The sequence below is a fragment of the Microbacterium schleiferi genome, assembly GCF_038150145.1.
Classification (GTDB): Bacteria; Actinomycetota; Actinomycetes; order Actinomycetales; family Microbacteriaceae; genus Microbacterium; species Microbacterium schleiferi_B.
In genome coordinates this window covers 84,027-100,625 of the sequence record NZ_JBBWSA010000001.1, presented here as the reverse complement: position 1 = coordinate 100,625, position 16,599 = coordinate 84,027, and the positions used below count along the sequence as shown (strand labels likewise).

At 68.6% G+C, this 16,599-nt stretch carries 15 protein-coding genes; 5 read left to right on the top strand and 10 right to left on the bottom strand.

The features are described 5' to 3' along the window. The first annotated feature begins 39 nt into the window (after nt 1-39). Nucleotides 40-2,277: a family 78 glycoside hydrolase catalytic domain gene (locus AADH62_RS00445; RefSeq protein WP_341577779.1), complete on the top strand. Its 2,238-nt coding sequence runs from the start codon at nt 40-42 to the stop codon at nt 2,275-2,277. Nucleotides 2,278-2,286: 9 nt separating this feature from the next. Here AADH62_RS00445 and AADH62_RS00440 read toward each other — a convergent pair whose 3' ends face one another. Further along, nucleotides 2,287-2,682, bottom strand: a complete 396-nt coding sequence (locus tag AADH62_RS00440) for an ester cyclase (RefSeq protein ID WP_331790586.1) — start codon at nt 2,680-2,682, stop codon at nt 2,287-2,289. A gap of 17 nt (nt 2,683-2,699) precedes the next feature. Then, complete coding sequence (locus tag AADH62_RS00435) at nt 2,700-3,488, bottom strand: SDR family oxidoreductase (protein ID WP_331790587.1); 789 nt, start codon at nt 3,486-3,488, stop codon at nt 2,700-2,702. 56 nt (nt 3,489-3,544) lie between these two features. On the opposite strand from AADH62_RS00435, the gene AADH62_RS00430 reads away from it, so the two are divergent. Then, complete coding sequence (locus AADH62_RS00430; protein ID WP_341577778.1) at nt 3,545-4,201, top strand: TetR/AcrR family transcriptional regulator; 657 nt, start codon at nt 3,545-3,547, stop codon at nt 4,199-4,201. A gap of 198 nt (nt 4,202-4,399) precedes the next feature. On the opposite strand, the gene purH is transcribed toward AADH62_RS00430, so the two are convergent. The 8 genes from purH to sucC form a co-directional block, all read right to left on the bottom strand. Then, nucleotides 4,400-6,007, bottom strand: coding sequence for a bifunctional phosphoribosylaminoimidazolecarboxamide formyltransferase/IMP cyclohydrolase (gene purH, locus AADH62_RS00425; protein ID WP_331790589.1), 1,608 nt, complete (start codon nt 6,005-6,007; stop codon nt 4,400-4,402). Nucleotides 6,008-6,092: 85 nt separating this feature from the next. Then, nucleotides 6,093-6,677 (bottom strand): phosphoribosylglycinamide formyltransferase, encoded by a 585-nt coding sequence (gene purN / locus AADH62_RS00420; protein ID WP_331790590.1) that lies wholly within the window; start codon nt 6,675-6,677, stop codon nt 6,093-6,095. Nucleotides 6,678-6,681: 4 nt separating this feature from the next. After that, entirely contained in the window at nt 6,682-7,938 is a 1,257-nt protein-coding gene (locus tag AADH62_RS00415) for a DUF6350 family protein (RefSeq protein ID WP_341577776.1), read from the bottom strand. A gap of 43 nt (nt 7,939-7,981) precedes the next feature. Next, the gene (locus tag AADH62_RS00410) at nt 7,982-9,571 is read right to left on the bottom strand and encodes a polysaccharide deacetylase family protein (protein WP_341577775.1); all 1,590 of its coding nucleotides are present in this window, start codon (nt 9,569-9,571) and stop codon (nt 7,982-7,984) included. Then, nucleotides 9,568-10,137 (bottom strand): hypothetical protein, encoded by a 570-nt coding sequence (locus AADH62_RS00405; protein WP_341577774.1) that lies wholly within the window; start codon nt 10,135-10,137, stop codon nt 9,568-9,570. The genes AADH62_RS00410 and AADH62_RS00405 overlap by 4 nt, the downstream gene beginning before the upstream one ends. 131 nt (nt 10,138-10,268) lie before the next feature. Continuing rightward, nucleotides 10,269-10,703: a nitroreductase family deazaflavin-dependent oxidoreductase gene (locus AADH62_RS00400; protein WP_341577773.1), complete on the bottom strand. Its 435-nt coding sequence runs from the start codon at nt 10,701-10,703 to the stop codon at nt 10,269-10,271. A gap of 120 nt (nt 10,704-10,823) precedes the next feature. Further along, entirely contained in the window at nt 10,824-11,726 is a 903-nt protein-coding gene (gene sucD / locus AADH62_RS00395; RefSeq protein ID WP_341577772.1) for a succinate--CoA ligase subunit alpha, read from the bottom strand. 27 nt (nt 11,727-11,753) lie between these two features. Continuing rightward, nucleotides 11,754-12,920 (bottom strand): ADP-forming succinate--CoA ligase subunit beta, encoded by a 1,167-nt coding sequence (gene sucC, locus AADH62_RS00390; RefSeq protein WP_341577771.1) that lies wholly within the window; start codon nt 12,918-12,920, stop codon nt 11,754-11,756. Nucleotides 12,921-13,154: 234 nt separating this feature from the next. On the opposite strand from sucC, the gene AADH62_RS00385 reads away from it, so the two are divergent. The 3 genes from AADH62_RS00385 (at nt 13,155) to AADH62_RS00375 (ending at nt 16,584) form a co-directional block, all read left to right on the top strand. Then, the gene (locus tag AADH62_RS00385; RefSeq protein WP_341577770.1) at nt 13,155-13,832 is read left to right on the top strand and encodes a TetR family transcriptional regulator; all 678 of its coding nucleotides are present in this window, start codon (nt 13,155-13,157) and stop codon (nt 13,830-13,832) included. A gap of 40 nt (nt 13,833-13,872) precedes the next feature. Continuing rightward, nucleotides 13,873-15,336, top strand: coding sequence for an NAD(P)/FAD-dependent oxidoreductase (locus tag AADH62_RS00380; RefSeq protein WP_341577769.1), 1,464 nt, complete (start codon nt 13,873-13,875; stop codon nt 15,334-15,336). Between the two features lie 90 nt (nt 15,337-15,426). Then, entirely contained in the window at nt 15,427-16,584 is a 1,158-nt protein-coding gene (locus tag AADH62_RS00375; RefSeq protein ID WP_341577768.1) for an AI-2E family transporter, read from the top strand. Nucleotides 16,585-16,599 lie beyond the last annotated feature (15 nt).

Genomic DNA, 16,599 nt, shown 5'->3' with positions numbered 1-16,599 from the left:
GTGAGCTGTCCCCGCCGGGCACCGGCACGAAAGGCGGAAATGAACGTTCTTCACGGCGCCCACCTGATCGAGGCCGACGGGAGTGTTTCCGGCGCGCCGCTGTTCGTGCGCGCCTTCGCTGTTCCCGCAGCGCGTGGCGCTCTCGAGTCGGCGACTCTTGCCGTGACAGCCGAGGGCCTGGTCGAGCCGGCGATCGACGGCGTGGTGGTGGGGGATGCCGTGCTCAGCCCCGGATGGACGGCATATCACTCGCGCCTGCGGGTGATCGAGCACGATGTCACCTCCCGACTGGTACCGGGCAGCCAGCACGAGCTCACGCTCCTGGCGGGAAACGGCTGGTACTGCGGGCGCCTCGGCTGGATGGGAGCGCGCGGCGTCTACGGCGATCGGCCCCGGGTCGCGGCACGGCTGACGATGCGCTTCGCCGACGGCAGCGTGGTCGACCTCGTCACCGATGACGCCTGGCGGGCCGTGGCATCCTGCGTCCTGGCCGACGATCTCTATGACGGTGAAGACCTCGATCTGACGCGGGAGCGCGGTGCGGAGCATCCGGTCATCGCGTCTGCGCTGGAGACGGGGCGCCTGGTCGGCGCTCACGGACCGGCGATCGTGCGGCACGAGAGCGTGGCACCTGCCACCGTGACCGCTACCCCCACGGGGGCCCTGTTCGACTTCGGGCAGAACCTCGTGGGCTGGCTGCGGCTGCGTGTGCGCGGCCCGCGCGGGCACCGTCTCGTGCTCACCCATGCCGAGGTACTCGATGGTGCCGAGCTCGCCCGCCGCCCACTGAGGTCTGCGCGCGCCGAAGACACTGTCATCCTCAGCGGCGGAGGTGACGAGATCGAACCCACCCTGACGTTCCACGGCTTCCGGTACGCCCACATCGAGGGGTGGGCGGAGGTCACCGGCAGCGTCGAGGCCGTCGTGGTGGGCAGCGACCTTCCCCGCACCGGAACCTTCGCGTGCTCGGATGCCGACCTCACCCGCTTTCACCGCAACGTCGTCTGGAGCTTACGCGGCAACACGGTCGGCATCCCGACCGACTGCCCGCAGCGCGACGAGCGTCTGGGATGGACGGGCGATATCGCCGTGTTCGCACCCACCGCCTGCTTCCTCTTCGAGATGACCGGGTTCCTGCGGGATTGGCTCGCTGACCTGCGCGCCGAACAGCACGCGAACGACGGGCGCGTTCCGTACGTCGTGCCGGATGCGTTGCCCGGCTGGGCGGTCATCCCCGGCGAAGAGCCCGAGTCGGTGGCGATCTGGAGCGATGCGGCGGTGTGGGTGCCGTGGGCGGTGTGGGAGGCCAGCGGCGACCGGGCTGTGCTCGCAGAGAGCTATCCGAGCATGTGCGCCCATCTCGACCGCGTGCGCTCACGGCTCTCGGCGCGCGGAGTCTGGGAGGGGGACTTCCAGTTCGGCGACTGGCTCGATCCCACGGCTCCCCCCGACAACCCGATCCAGGCCGTGTCCGATCCCGGCGTCATCGCCACCGAGGCGCTGCACCGCAGCATCCTTCTCACTGCCCGAGCCGCTGCGGTGCTGGGCCTGAGCGAGGAAGCCGAGGCTTGGCGCGCCGAGGCTGCGCGGTTACGCCGGGCATTCGAGGATGCCTACCTCGACGCTGACTGTCGCATCCTCTCCGACGCCCCTGCCGTGTACGCTCTGGGCATCGTCAGCGGCATCCTCGAAGGCCCGGCCTTGCAGGCCGCGGGCGACCGGCTCGCCGAGCTCGTGCGGGCTGCGGGGCATCGCGTGATCGCAGGCTTCGCGGGGGCGCCGTACCTGTGCGAAGCGCTCACCCGCACAGGTCACCTCGACGATGCCTACGCGCTGCTGCTGGGCCGGGAGGAGCCGTCGTGGCTCAGCCCACTCGCCCGCGGGGCGACCACGGTATGGGAGCGATGGGACTCCCTGCGTGCCGATGGCACGGTGAACCCCGGTGAGATGACGAGCTTCAACCACTACGCCCTCGGCGCCGTCGCCGACTGGATGCATCGGACGGTCGCGGGCATCTCCCCGGCAGCGCCGGGGTATGACCGCGTGCGCATCGATCCCCGGCCCGGCGGCGGGCTCACGTGGGCACGCGGCTCGATCGTGACACGCCACGGCCTGGTCGCGGTGCAGTGGCACAAGGATGCCGCGGGCAGGGTCAGCGTCACCTACTGCGCACCCGATGAGGTCGAGGTCGAGCTCGGTCCCGCCGCTACCGCGGCAGAGCGGGTCGATGCGGCGGAGTTCGCTGACACCCTCGCTCGTGATGCGGCACTCGCGTAGCTCGCGGCGTCAGGTCAGCTGAGCAACGACAGAACCGGCATCCAGGAACACGCGCTCACCCACGACCCTGCCGGCATCGTCGAAACTCACAACCGCGACCATCTCGAGCGCCATGGCGCGGCCGCTGGGCGCGAACCCCGCGTACTCACCGTCGTGGGTCCCGTCGAAGCGCACGAGGATGGCGCCGGTGTCGCCATCCTGCCCGAGCGGTGTGATCTCGGCGCGCAGGTCGCTGAACCCCGCGAACAGGGCCTGTTCGCGGGCACGAAGAGCTGCAAGTCCGTGCTGTGGACCCGTGAGGACAGAGTCGTAGTGCGCGGGCTCGGCCCACAACGCGACGACCGCGTCCGGGTCGTGAGTGTTGACAGCGTGGGCTGCTCGGACGGCGAAGTCGTGGATGTACATCGGGATCTCCTTCGATCTCATTCGGTGGTGGGACGGACAGAACGTTCGGCGAGGTTGATCGCCACGCGCTCGGGAAGGCGGGGAGCAAGCCAAGACACCAGCGCATTGCCGCGCCCATCGACGACCGACGGGCGTCCTGCCCGCAGAGCACGCAGGGCGGAGTCGACGACCTGCTCGGGCGTGCGGCGGCTGCCGACGGATGCCGCCTCGCCGGCGGTGTCGAAGAAGGCGGTATCGGTGGCGCCGGGGCACACCGCCAGCACGTCGACTCCGGTGCCGCGGACCTCGCGCCACAGTGCCCGCGTGAAGGTGAGCACGTAGGACTTGGATGCCGAGTAGACGGCCATGTGCGGCACAGCCTGGAAGCCCGCCGTGCTCGCGACGTTGATGATCGCGCCCCGCCCGCGGGTGACCATCGGCGGCAGGAGCAGCGCCGTGAGCGTCGTGAGTGCCGTGACATTCACAGCGATCTGCGTCGTCGCGGAGGCAAGGGGCGCCATCGCGAGATCGCCATGGACACCCAAGCCCGCATTGTTGATGAGCGCGTCCACCGGGATGCGCGTGTCCCGCACCTTGTCGGCGAGGGCACGACCAGCGTCAGGTCCATCCAGATCGTGGGCGATGACGCGCACGCGTACGCCGTGGAGCCGTTCGAGATCATCCGCCAACGCCAAGAGCACGTCTTCACGACGTGCGACAAGCACGAGGTCTCCGCCCGCAGCGGCAATGCGCTGGGCAAAGGCACGACCGATACCCGACGAGGCACCGGTGATCAGTGTCGTGGATCCCGTCTCGAGAGTACGCATCATTCTCCTTATTAAACCGACCGCCCGGTCTATTATGATGCGACTATAGTGCAGGAGTGACAACGCGTCCAGCAGAAGGCGAGAAGGATCCGGCGCCACGGCGCGCCGGACGACCCCCCGGTCCGACAGCTCAGGGTGAGGCATCCCGCGCTCAGGTGATCGATGCGGCTGCGGCGGTGTTCGCCCGACTCGGCTACGACCGGGCGCGCATGTCCGACATCGTGCAGGCGAGCGGCCTGTCCAAGGGTGCGGTGTACTTCTACTTCGACAGCAAGGAGTCACTCGCCGTCGCTGTGCTCGCCTCTCGTCAGGAGCAGTGGATCACCGGCGTCGCGCAGCTTCTGGCAGCAGCGGAACCCGGCCTCCCACGACTTCGCGCACTCCTCCCGGCGATGCTGACGCTGCATCGGCGCGATCCCGACGCCTGGGTCATCGCCCGCCTGAGCCAGACCCTTGCCCAAACCGAGGCCACCCGTGACGTGGCAGCAGCGAGCATGCGGCGGTGGATCGATCTGGTCGCCGAGGTGATCTCGAGCGCTGACCCGCCGGAGGGGACGGATCCGCGGGACCTTGCCCGCGTCGTCGTCGGCGCGTTCGACGGCCTGAAGACCCTCATCGACATCGTCGGGGAGGACCCGGCATCCGTTCAGCACGAGCTCGCCCGTGCAGGCGCGCTCCTGGAGCGCATGCTGATCGCGACGATCTCACGCTGAGCTTCGCCGGAGGGTTTCGCGCAGCAGCGGACCGAACGCAGGATGATCGGCGCCTCAGGCCGCGCGGCGACCGGGTCGACCGTCGCTGATCCTGCAATCGGTCCGCCCGCGCGGGACGGCTCAGTGGAAAGCGCCCGCGGCCGGTATCAGTGGAAAGCGCCCGTGGCCCGTATCAGTGGAAAACGCCCGCGGCCCGTATCAATGGAAGAAGTGGCGCTCGCGTGTGAAGAACATCGTGACGCCCGCGTCGCGCGCCGCCTTCACGACCTCCTCGTCGCGGACGGAACCTCCCGGCTGCACGATCGCGGCCACCCCGGCATCGATGAGCACCTGCGGCCCGTCGGCGAACGGGAAGAACGCGTCGGATGCGGCGACCGCACCCTGCACGCGATCCCCGGCGCGCTCGACCGCGAGGCGGCACGAGTCGACCCGGTTCACCTGGCCCATGCCGATACCGACGGTGGCCGAGTCCTTCGCGAGGACGATCGCGTTGGACTTCACGGCACGGCAGGTCTTCCACGCGAAGATGAGGTTGGTCATCGCGTCGGCATCGGGACGCTCACCCGAGACGAGCTCCCAGTCGGTGGCGACGGACTCGATGTCGTCGGGAAAACGGTCGGCATCCTGCAGAAGGAGGCCACCCGAGATGAGCCGCACATCCATCGGCTCCTGCTTCCAGTCGTCGGGCAGCTTCAGCACGCGCAGGTTGTTCTTGAGTCGGAAGACCTCCAGAGCCTCCGGTTCGAAGTCCGGTGCGACGATCACCTCGGTGAAGATGTCGCGCAGGTTCTCGGCCATCTTCAGCGTCACCTTGCGGTTGGCTGCGATAACGCCACCGAAGGCCGAGACCGGGTCGCAGGCGTGGGCGCGCAGGTGCGCGCTGGCGATCGGGTCGAGCGCGTTCGGCGCCGATACCGCGATGCCGCAGGGGTTCGCATGCTTGATGATCGCCACGGCGGGCTTGACCAGGTCGAATGCCGCGCGCAGGGCAGCGTCAGCATCGACGTAGTTGTTGTACGACATCTCCTTGCCCTGCAACTGGGTGGCCTGGGCGATGCCGTGGCCGCCCGTGCGCGTATAGATCGCGGCGCGCTGGTGCATGTTCTCGCCGTAGCGCAGGGTCGACAGACGCTCGGCGCGAATCGTCAGGTGCGAGGGAAGGTCGACATCCTCCCCCAGCGTCTCGTCAGCGAACCAGGTGGCGACTGCCCGGTCGTACTCCGCGGTGTGCGCGAACGCCCGCGCGGCAAGCTCGCGCCGCTGCGCGAGAGAGGTGCCGCCCGCTCGGATTGCTTCGATGACCGACCCGTAGGATTCCGGCGAGACCACGATGGCGACGTTCGCGTAGTTCTTCGCTGACGCCCGGACCATGGCGGGACCGCCGATGTCGATCTGCTCGACGACATCGTCGCCCTGCGCACCGGAGGCAACGGTCTCGACGAAGGGGTAGAGGTTCACGACCACCAGCTCGAAGGGCTGGATGCCGAGATCGCTGAGCTGATCCTCGTGGTGTGCGAGGCGAAGGTCGGCAAGAAGGCCGGCGTGCACGGCGGGGTGCAGAGTCTTGACCCGCCCGTCGAGCGACTCGGGGAACCCGGTCACGGCGGCGACATCGGTCACGGCGAAGCCTGCATCCCGGATCGTTGCTGCCGTCGACCCCGTGGAGACGATCTCGACGCCAGCCTCAGCAAGGGCCTCGGCAAGGCTCAAGAGATCGGTCTTGTCGCTGACCGACACCAGTGCCCGCCGGACGGGCACGACGTCGCGGTCGCGGTACAGGGACGGGTCGTGACTCGGGCCTGCCATCAGGTCTCCTTGCTGTTGGGCTCTGGGCTGTCGGGTGGTCATCGGCCGCGCAAGCTGCGTCGTCGCGGCCCTGGCCAGGGAATTGTCAGGGGGTTGAGAGGTCGATCTCGCCGGTTGCGATGCGCCTCACGACGTCGATCAGGAGTCGGCGTTCGACCGGCTTGATCCTCTTATGAAGGCTCGCCTCGTCGTCGCCGGGAAGCACCGCGATGCGCTCCTGCGCGAGGATGGGTCCGGTATCGACTCCGGCGTCGACGACGATGACACTCGCACCGGTCTGACCGACACCGGCAGCGAGCGCGTCTCGGACGCCGTGGGCACCGGGGAACTCGGGAAGGTACGCCGGGTGGGTGTTGATGATCCGCGGCACCCAGGGTTCGAGCACGGATGCCGGAAGCAGGCGCATCAGGCCGCTGAGAACGATCAGGTCGGGCTGCCACACGGCGAGCTGGTCGCGAAGCGCATCACCCCAGGCATCCCGGCTCGCATACTCGGCGTAGGGCACGAAGAACCACGGGATGCCGAAGGCTTCGGCGTGCGCGAGGCCCTCGGCTTCGCGGTCGGCACCGACGACAACGATCCGCGCCGGATAGTCGGGCTCGTTCGCCGCCTCGAGCAGCGCCCGAAGGTTGGATCCGGCGCCGGAGATGAGAACGGCGACGGTGAGCACCGACTCAGTCTACCGAGGGCTCCAGGAGCGCCGTGGGCACGGCCTCGATGGCGCCATCCTCACGGGCTCGGCGTCGGGGCGAAAGCAACAGGATGCCGGCGCCGACGCCGACCTCGATGCCGATGGCCAGCGCAACAGGGCCCGGCTCGGGTCCCAGCTGCGCGAGCGTGCCCGGCCCGAGCGATCCGGAGGCGAGCGCGGCCAGCAGCGCCGCCGAACCGGCCGCGACAACCGCGATCCCGAGCGTCACGACGATACGGGCGGGAACGCGCTCGGCATCCGCGGCGAAGAACGACCGGGCAACCCAGCCGGCGAAGGCGCCGACCGCGACGGGCAGGAGTGCGAGCAGCAGCAGCCACGGCGAGGTCGACTCGGGGATGGCGCCCATCAGCGGCAGGACGGGCAGGACGCCGGTCGTGGTTCCGGATGCCGCGACCGTCGCCCCTGCTCCGAGGGACACACCGGGACCGGCAACGAAGGCGAGCGCCCACACGACGAGGGTGGGAAGGTAGAGAAGCTGGCCGAGCGTCAGGAGCACTGCGCCCAGGACATCGACGTGGGACGCCTCGTAGAGGCCGACGATCTGGGAGCCGCGCGCGAAGATCGCGACAGCGGTGACCAGTGCCGCGACCCCGAGGAGTCCGACTGCCGCGATCGCCCCCGCGCGCGCGATGACCGTCGGGGTGAGGGCCCAGTCCTCGGGCAGGTCTTCAGTCCATTCGCGTAGCGCCGCGATGACGCCGCTGTCGGCATCCTGCCACTCCCCGACGAGCGCGCCGAGCAGCGCCGGGATGCCGAAGATGAGGGCCGGGAAGAGGATCGCTTCCGTGAGCGAGGTGTGTGCAATGGGGTTTCCCGCGGTCAACGCGATGCCGGCGGCTGCAGCGGCGAAGACCACGGTCCCCGCGAGTGCGCCCGTGAACGCCGCTCCCGAGCGTGAGGCCCGCCGACCCGAGCGCGTCGCCGAGATGGCGGTGAATCCCACGAAGGCCAGCGGGGCGAGCGAGAGCACGAAGGATGCGGCGGCTGGATCGATGCCGGCAGTTGCCAGGTAGTCGGCGGGAAGCGTGATCGCCAGCGGGACAGCGTGCCCCAGCTGCCAGACGCTTGCGGCGGTGGGCCAGAGCGCTTCCCACGGGGCAAGGCCACCGAGCTCGACGACCCACAGCAGCGTCGCTGGTGCGAGCACGACGACGAGGCCCGCAGCGACGGTGACGAGAGCGTCGAAGGCCGCGAGAAGGAAAACGATGACCCGGTTCATGCGGGTTCGACCTTACCCATCCCTGAGCCGCTCGCCAGCCGACTCACCGGGCGCTGCGCCACGCTCCCGATTTCGGGACCGAACCGCGGAACAGTTCGGTGATCGTTGCCATCGTGAAACCCCGGTCGAGGAGCCCGTCGCAAATGGCTCCGACGGTGCGCGCGGTGTTCCCGTGGATGTCGTGCTGCAGCACGATCGAGCCGGGTCGAGGCTGATTCACTGCACGCTGAATCAGCACGTCGTCGTCGATGCCCTTCCAGTCCTCCGTGTCGACGTCCCAGAGCATCGCCGGCATCCGCGCGATCGAAAGCACCCGCGCGTTGTATTCGCCGTACGGCGGCCGGAACATCGTGATCGGCTGTCCGGATGCCGACTCCAGCGCGGCTGACGTATCGCCCAGTTGTGCAGCGACCTGCGCATCGGTCAGCTTCGTGAGCGACGGATGGTTCCAACTGTGGTTCCCGACGAGGTGCCCCTCGGCCACCATCCGCTGCAGCGTCGCGGCGTAAGCCCGAGCCTTCGACCCCAGCGCGAAGAAGGTGGCACTCGCGCGATGCGTGGCGAGCGTGTCGAGGATACCCGGCGTGAGATCGCTCGGACCATCGTCGTAGGTCAGTGCAACGCAGGGCGTCAGCGAACAGTCGACCGGGACGTCCCCAGGCGTTGACACGCTCGGCCCCGAATAGGGCTTGCCCACTGAAGCGAGCAGGCGCCTTCCGAAGTCGGTGAGCAGGGGCTCGGCAACGGCTGCGGGCACGAGAATGGTGCGCGCTGTGTCAGTCGGCGGGATCCCCAGCGCTGCGAGCGCATCGGTGGTGAACCCGGCAGGGATCGTGAACTGCATGCCGCCCGCAGCCGCGGGTATCGTCGTCGCGAAGGCTGACGTCAGACGTTCCACTGCTGCGGGGTCTGCCAGCGGCGCAAGCGAGAGCGAGCCTGCCGCGCGGCGCAGCCCCTCGAACACATCTGCAGCGAGCGCCGTGGCGGCATCAGGGGTCCACACCTGCGCCGCCGTCGCGACCTCACCGGTTGCCGTGTCGGTGAAGAACGTCTCGAGGCTGTCGCTGGTCTGTCCATCCGCGCTCGAGAGGATCGTGCGAAGGCGCTGTCCGAACACACTCGCGGCGGCCCACACCACATCGCACACCACGGTCGCGGAACCGCCGCTGACGGCGGGCCCGGCAAGCGTGGCGTCAGCGAGCACCTCGGCCGCCGGAACCTCGGTCGAACCGACACGACAAGATCGGTCGGCAAGGCCCGCACCGACAGCTCCGGCTTGCGGAGTGTAGGTTGCCCCGGTCGCGTCCTGGCGGACGGCGATCGCGGCTCGGACGTAGCCGCGCACAGCATCGTTGAAAGCCTCGACACCGGGCAGCAGCGCATACCGCGCCTGGATGCCGACACCGTCTTGACGGATCCGCTCGGGCGACACGCTGGCAGCCAGCGGCTGGCCGGGTTGAGCGCTGAGCGGCTGAGGCTGGGCATCGATGACCTGCAACGTCGTCGCGGGCCACGCCGGCGGAGTCCAGCTCGGGTCGATCGCCGGCGCACAGCCCGCGGCAACAACGGCTGCGCACGCGATCACAGCGATCGTCGCGGCAGGCCGGATGACGCTGCGCCGCGCGGGCCTCATGGCTTCACTCCCTCGAGAAGGCTTGCCAGGGCTGGTCGGTACCGGTCGAGGTCGTCGCTCGACACCGAGAAGACGATCGACCCGCCTGCGACAGGCCCGACAGCGGCAATGAGGACCGGGATCGTGGCGGGGTCCTGGTCGGCTGCTGCAACCGGCGCCCCGTGGGCGACGGTGAGCCCCGATGCGAGGGTCTCCACCAGTGGTGAGGCGACGCCGGCTGCGGATGCCGCCGCAGCCGGTTCATCCGCGCTGAGCTCGACAGCGACGGTCATCCCGCGATCGGGGCTCGTTATGACCGCGTGCGCGTCATCCTGTCGGGTGATGAGCCATCCGTCTGGAACCGCGACGGTCACGGACTCCCCCTCTGATCCGACCACCATCGGGGTCTGAGCGCTCGCGACCTCCGTCCGCAGATTCGCGAGCGCGGGCGGGATCACGACGACTCCAACCATCACGAGAAATAGCGCAACTCCGACTGCCCCGGCAGCTACCAGCGTCCACACCCACCAGGGGGCGTGTCGCTGTGACGCGGAGTCTGCAGCGGCGGCTCGTGCGGTCTCATTCATGGTGGCTCCGGGGCGCACGGGCGGCGCCGTGTGTATTGTGGCGCGTCAGTGCGCTCGGAACCGGATGGCGGGCCGCGAAAACCCGTGAACTGCGAGCAGACTCTCAGCCGGCTCGCCTCGGAGCGGCAGACTCAGGCGGGGTCGAGCACGAAGACAGCGATAAGCCGATCGGTCTTCTTCTGGTACTCGGCGTAGTCGGGCCAGACCTCGACAGCACGTGCCCACCACTGGTCGCGCTCTTCACCCTCGACTTCGCGCGCGAGGTAATCACGCTTGGTCGCGCCATCCTGCAACTCGACTGTCGCGTTCTTGCGCATGTTGCCCGCCCACTTGGGTTCGTCGGGCGCGCCGCCCTTCGAGGCAATCACGGCATAGCTTCCGCCGTGTTCGACGCGCATGAGGGCGGTCTTTCGAAGCCCACCGGTCTTGGCGCCGAGCGTCGTCAGGACGATGACGGGCTTGCCTCGCAGCACCGATCCCTCGGCGCCGCCGGTGGCTTCGTAGGTCTCGGCCTGGGTGCGGGCCCACTCCGACGTGGACGGCTTGTACTCTCCGGTCAGCGGCATGCCCTCAGGCTACCGCCCACCCGCGAGACCGCGCGCTGACAGCGAAACACCCTCCGCGCAGCGAGACACCCTCTGTCGCGCGGTGTCTCGCGCGACAGAGGGTGTCTCGGTGAGTGAGCGTCAGAGCTGCTCGATGATCTCGCGCATGAGGGCGGCGGTCTCGGACGGCGTCTTGCCGACCTTCACACCCGCAGCCTCGAGGGCTTCCTTCTTGGCCTGGGCCGTGCCCGCAGAGCCCGACACGATCGCGCCGGCGTGACCCATGGTCTTACCCTCGGGCGCCGTGAAGCCCGCGACATAGCCGACGACCGGCTTGGTCACGTTGGCCTGGATGAAGGCTGCCGCGCGCTCTTCCGCGTCGCCACCGATCTCGCCGATCATGACGATCGCCTTGGTCTCGGGGTCGGCTTCGAACGCGGCGAGGGCGTCGATGTGGGTCGTCCCGATGATGGGGTCGCCACCGATGCCGATCGCGGTCGAGAAGCCGAGGTCGCGCAGCTCGAACATCATCTGGTACGTGAGAGTTCCCGACTTCGAGACGAGGCCGATGGGGCCCTTGCCGGTGATGTTGGCGGGGGTGATCCCCACAAGCGACTCACCGGGGGTGATGATGCCGGGGCAGTTCGGGCCGATGATGCGCGTCTTGTTGCCCTTGGACTGGGTGTAGGCCCAGGCCTCGGCAGTGTCGCCCACGGGCACGCCCTCCGTGATGACCACGAGCAGCGGGATCTCGGCATCGATGGCCTCGATCATGGCATCCTTCGTGAAGGCGGGAGGCACGAAGGCGATCGAGACGTCAGCGCCGGTCTTCTCCATTGCTTCGGCGACGGATGCGAAAACAGGCAGCTCGACGGCGTTGCCGTCTTTGTCGGTGTGCGAGACGGTCGTCCCGGCCTTGCGGGCGTTCACCCCGCCGACGACCTGGGTGCCGGCCTTGAGCATGAGAGCGGTGTGCTTCGTGCCCTCACCGCCGGTGATGCCCTGGACGATGACCTTGGAGTCCTTGTTGAGGTAGATCGACATGTCAGAAGTCCTTATCCGGTTTCGCGATCAGGCGGCGGCCAGCTCGGCTGCCTTGTCAGCGCCCTCGTCCATACCGGCGGCGAGGGTGACCAGCGGGTGGTTCGCGGCGGCGAGGATCGCGCGACCCTCTTCCACCTGGTTGCCGTCGAGGCGAACCACGAGCGGCTTGGTCGCGGTGTCGCCGAGGATCTCGAGAGCCTTCACGATGCCGTCGGCAACCGCAACGCACGAGGTGATGCCACCGAAGACGTTGACGAACACGCTCTTGACCTGCGGGTCGCCGAGGATGACATCCAGGCCCGCCGCCATCACTGTCGCCGAGGCACCGCCGCCGATGTCGAGGAAGTTCGCGGGCTTGACCCCGCCGTGGTTCTCGCCGGCGTAGGCGACGACGTCGAGAGTCGACATGACCAGGCCCGCGCCGTTGCCGATGATGCCCACTTCGCCGTCAAGCTTGACGTAGTTCAGGCCCGACTCCTTCGCCTTGGCCTCGAGCGGGTCGGCAGCACCCTTGTCTTCGAGCTCTTCGTGCTCGGGGTGGCGCACCTCGCTCGCGTTGTCGTCGAGCGTGACCTTGCCGTCGAGAGCAATGATGTTGCCGTTGCCATCGAGGATCAGCGGGTTGACCTCGACGAGGGTTGCGCCCTCGCCGGTGTAGACGTCGTAAAGCTTGACGAAGGCATCCGCGACCTTGTCGACCAGCTCAGCTGGGAACTTCGCAGCGGTAGCGATCTCGACAGCCTTGTCCTTGTCGATACCGGTCAGCGGGTTCACCTCGACGCGGGCCAGTGCCTCGGGCTTCTCGACGGCGAGCTGCTCGATCTCCATGCCGCCTTCGACGGAGCACAGCGACAGGTACGAACGGTTGGAGCGGTCAAGCAGCACGGAGAAGTAGAACTCCTGCTCGATGGATGCGCCGGCCGCGACCATCACACGCTGCACAACATGACCCTTGATATCGAGGCCCAGGATGGCCTTCGCAGCCTCGTACGCCTCGTCGGCGTTCTTCGCGACCTTCACGCCGCCGGCCTTGCCGCGGCCTCCAGTCTTGACCTGAGCCTTGACGACGACGACACCGCCGATCTTCTCCGCAGCCGCCTTCGCCTCCTCAGGAGTGTCGGCGATGATGCCGGGGAGCACCGGCACCCCGTATTTCTCGAATAGGTCTCGTGCCTGGTACTCGTACAGATCCACGCTGGTGTCCTCCGCTGCGGCGTCGGGTGGGTGAGGGAATGTCTCGATGTCGAGATAGTTCGACCAAGTAGCCAGCCTACTACCCGGCACTGAACGGTTCCGAACGCGTATACCCCGCTGGGCCCAGAGGGACGTCCGGCTGTGATACTTCGGCGCAGGCCCTCCGTCGTCTCGACTGGTGCTCTCCAGCGGCGACCGGGGAGGTTGAGGTTCTTGCGGCGGTAGGCTCACGGCATGTCCGACACCACCGCCGCCACGTCGTCGTCGCGGACCGCGGTCGTCGCCGTCGCGCTCGACCTGTTCGATCGGAACGGCTTCGACGCGACATCCGTTGAGCAGATCGCCCAGGCTGCCGGCAGCTCCCGATCAACCTTCTTCCGTCAGTTCGGCGGTAAGGACGACGTCGTGTTCGCCGATCACGAGCTCCTGCTCGCCCAGCTGCGTGAAGACCTGTCGCAGCCTCACGAGAACCCCTGGGTCGCGGTGTGCGATGCGGCAGTCACCGTGTTCGAGCACTTCGCCGCCGACCCCGAGCTCGCACGGCGGCGCTACTCCGTGGTGCGGAAGGTTCCTGCGCTGCGCGAGCGCGAGATCGTCACGGTGTTCCGCTACGAGCGACTCTTCGACGAGTACCTGCGCGGCGCACTCCCGGGACTTGATCCGATCGATGCGGTCGGCTTCGCGGCATCCGTCGCTGCCGTCCACAACCACGTGCTGCGCCAACTACTGCGCGACCGGGAACCCGTGCCCGTGTCCGTACTGCGCACCGCCCTCGATGACCTCATGCGCAAGTTCGGCGTGCACCCCGAGCCCCAACATCCGGACCCCGACGACGTCGTGGTGGCTGTCTTCCCCAAACGGATGCCGCTGGCCGAGGTCACGCGCCGCCTGCGCTCCTCACTCGACCTCTGACCCGGGCCGCCCCGGATGCCGAGGGTGGCAGACTGACGGCATGGCGGCACACGCGACGGTCGTGGGCAGCGGACCGAACGGACTGACCGCCGCTGCGACACTCGCGCGGGCGGGACTGCGGGTGCGGGTCCTCGAGGCAGCCGACACGATCGGCGGCGGTGTACGCACCGGGGCACTGACCCTCCCCGGATTCCATCACGACGTCTGCTCGGCCGTGCACCCCGCTGCGCTGACCTCTCCGGTGTTCCGGGCGCTCGGGCTCGATCGCGACATCTCATGGCTGATTCCGGATGCCTCGTTTGCACACCCGCTCGATCGGGTGCCCGCAGCCATCGCCTGGCGCGACATCGACCGCACGGCACACGACCTCGGCCCGGACGGACGCGCCTGGCTCGCGACGATGCGGCCGCTTGCACGCCACATCGACGAGCTCGTGTCATTCACGGGCGACCAGCTGATACGGATGCCGCGGCATCCGGTCACGGCAGTGCGCTACGGCTTCCGTGTGCTCGAGCAGGGCACACGTCTCGGCGCTCGGAGTTTCCGCACACCGCGAGCTGGCGCGTTACTAGCAGGAGCCATGGCTCACGCGAACACCTGGATGCCGTCCCTGGCGTCAGCAGCGGCGGGTCTGTTGCTCACGGCGCAGGCCCACGCCGGCGGGTGGCCCATTCCGCGCGGAGGCGCCCAGACGATCGCCGAGGCCCTCGCCGCCGACATCCGCGCACACGGCGGCGTGATCGAGACCGGAACGCGCGTGACCTCCCTCGACGACCTCGACTGGGGTGATCCGGCAGCGGGCGACCTGCTCGTCCTCGACACCTCTCCCCGGCTGCTTCTAACGGCATCCGCGTTGCCGACCGCGTACGCGAGGCCGGTCCGTCACTACCGGTACGGACCCGGCGTCATGAAGGTGGATGTCGCACTGGCGGGGCCCGTCCCCTGGCGCGACCCGGACGTGGGCCGTGCGCCGACGGTGCACCTGGGCGGGACTCGGGAGGAGATCATCGCCGCCGAGCGGGATGTCGCGCGGGGCCGGATCCCCGCGAACCCGTACGTGCTCGCGGTGCAGCCGTCGGTGGTCGACCCGACCCGCGCTCCCACGGGCAAGGCGGTGCTGTGGGCGTACACGCACGTTCCGCTCGGATCGACAACGGATGCCACGGGTGCCGTTCTCGCACAGGTCGAGCGCTTCGCGCCGGGCGTGCGGGATCTGATCCTCGCGGTGCACTCGACGACAGCCGCGGCCCGCGTGCGAACCAACCCGGCCGAGATCGGGGGCGACATCTCCGGGGGCGCGTTCACGATGACGCAGGCAATCCGCAGACCCGTCCTGTCGCGGCATCCGTGGCGAACACCGTTGCCGGGTGTGTATCTCGCGTCGGCATCGACCCCGCCGGGCCCAGGTGTGCACGGGATGAGCGGCTGGCACGCTGCCCGCACGGCGCTCGGCGACGCGGCAGGGCTGCCGGTGACGCTGGATGACGTGTTCGGCGACGACTGACGGCGAAAGGGCGGCCCGAGGCCCCTGCGCGATTCTCGCCGCCGCGTCAAGACCGTGCATCCGGACCCGTGCGACAGCTACGGTCGAGCCATGGGATTGTTCGGCATCGGCTCCTCCAAAGACAGCAACAGCGCCCTGGCGGTTCCCGACGACGGCATCGTTCCGCCCAGCAAGCTCTGGGGCGACAAGTTCGGGATGCTGGCAACGCGGGGACTGCAGATCATCGTCGTCGTCGCCCTCGCGGCCGGCATCATCTGGGGACTCCGACAGATCACGCTGGTGGTCATCCCGGTGCTGCTCGCGCTGATCTTCGCGTCGGCGTTCGCGCCGGTGATGAGTTGGATGCGCCGTCGCGGCGTGCCCTCGATCCTCGCGACCCTCATCGCGCTGCTCACGATCGTGCTGCTGCTCGGCGGCGTCGGCTGGCTCATCGTCTGGGCGGTTCGCGATCAGTGGGATTCGCTCTATAGCCAGGCGGAGGCCGGTGCCCAGAAGCTCTGGGAATGGGTGCAGACGCTGCCGTTCGGGATCGATCAGCAGCAGATCGACGAGTGGATCTCGTCGATTCAGGCCTTCATCACGAGTGCCCAGTTCGGCACTGGGGCCATCGCCGGCGTCAGCGTCGTGGCTAACTTCGCGACCGGTTTCGTCCTGCTGGTCGTCGTGCTCTTCTTCTTCTTGAAGGACGGCCCGCGGATGTGGGAGTTTCTGCTCCGCCCGTTCCGCGGTTCCGCCGAAGCGCGGGCTCGCCGCATCGGCGACAAGACGGTGTCGACGCTCGGCGCCTACGTCCGCGGCACGGCATCGGTAGCCTTCGTCGACGCGGTCGGGATCGGCATCGGCCTGTGGATCCTCGGCGTCCCGCTCGCCCTCCCCCTGGCGGTCTTGGTCTTCCTCCTCGCCTTCATCCCGATCGTCGGGGCGACCCTCGCAGGGATCCTGGCAGCGCTCGTCGCGCTCGTCGCCAACGGCTGGGTCAACGCGCTGTTCGTCGTCGGTCTGATCGTGCTCGTCAACCAGCTGGAAGGAAACTTCCTGCAACCGGTGCTGATGGGGCGCTCGATGAAGCTGCATTCGTTCGTCATCCTGATCGCCCTGACGGTCGGTACCGTGCTCGGCGGAATCGTCGGCGCAGTCCTCGCCGTGCCGATCACGGCAGTGGCGTGGGGAATCGTGCAGGTGTGGGACGGCCCGAACACCCCCGCCCGGTGGGCACGACGCAAGAGCACCGAACCGGCGCCGTCCTGACGCCCGGGCTGGACA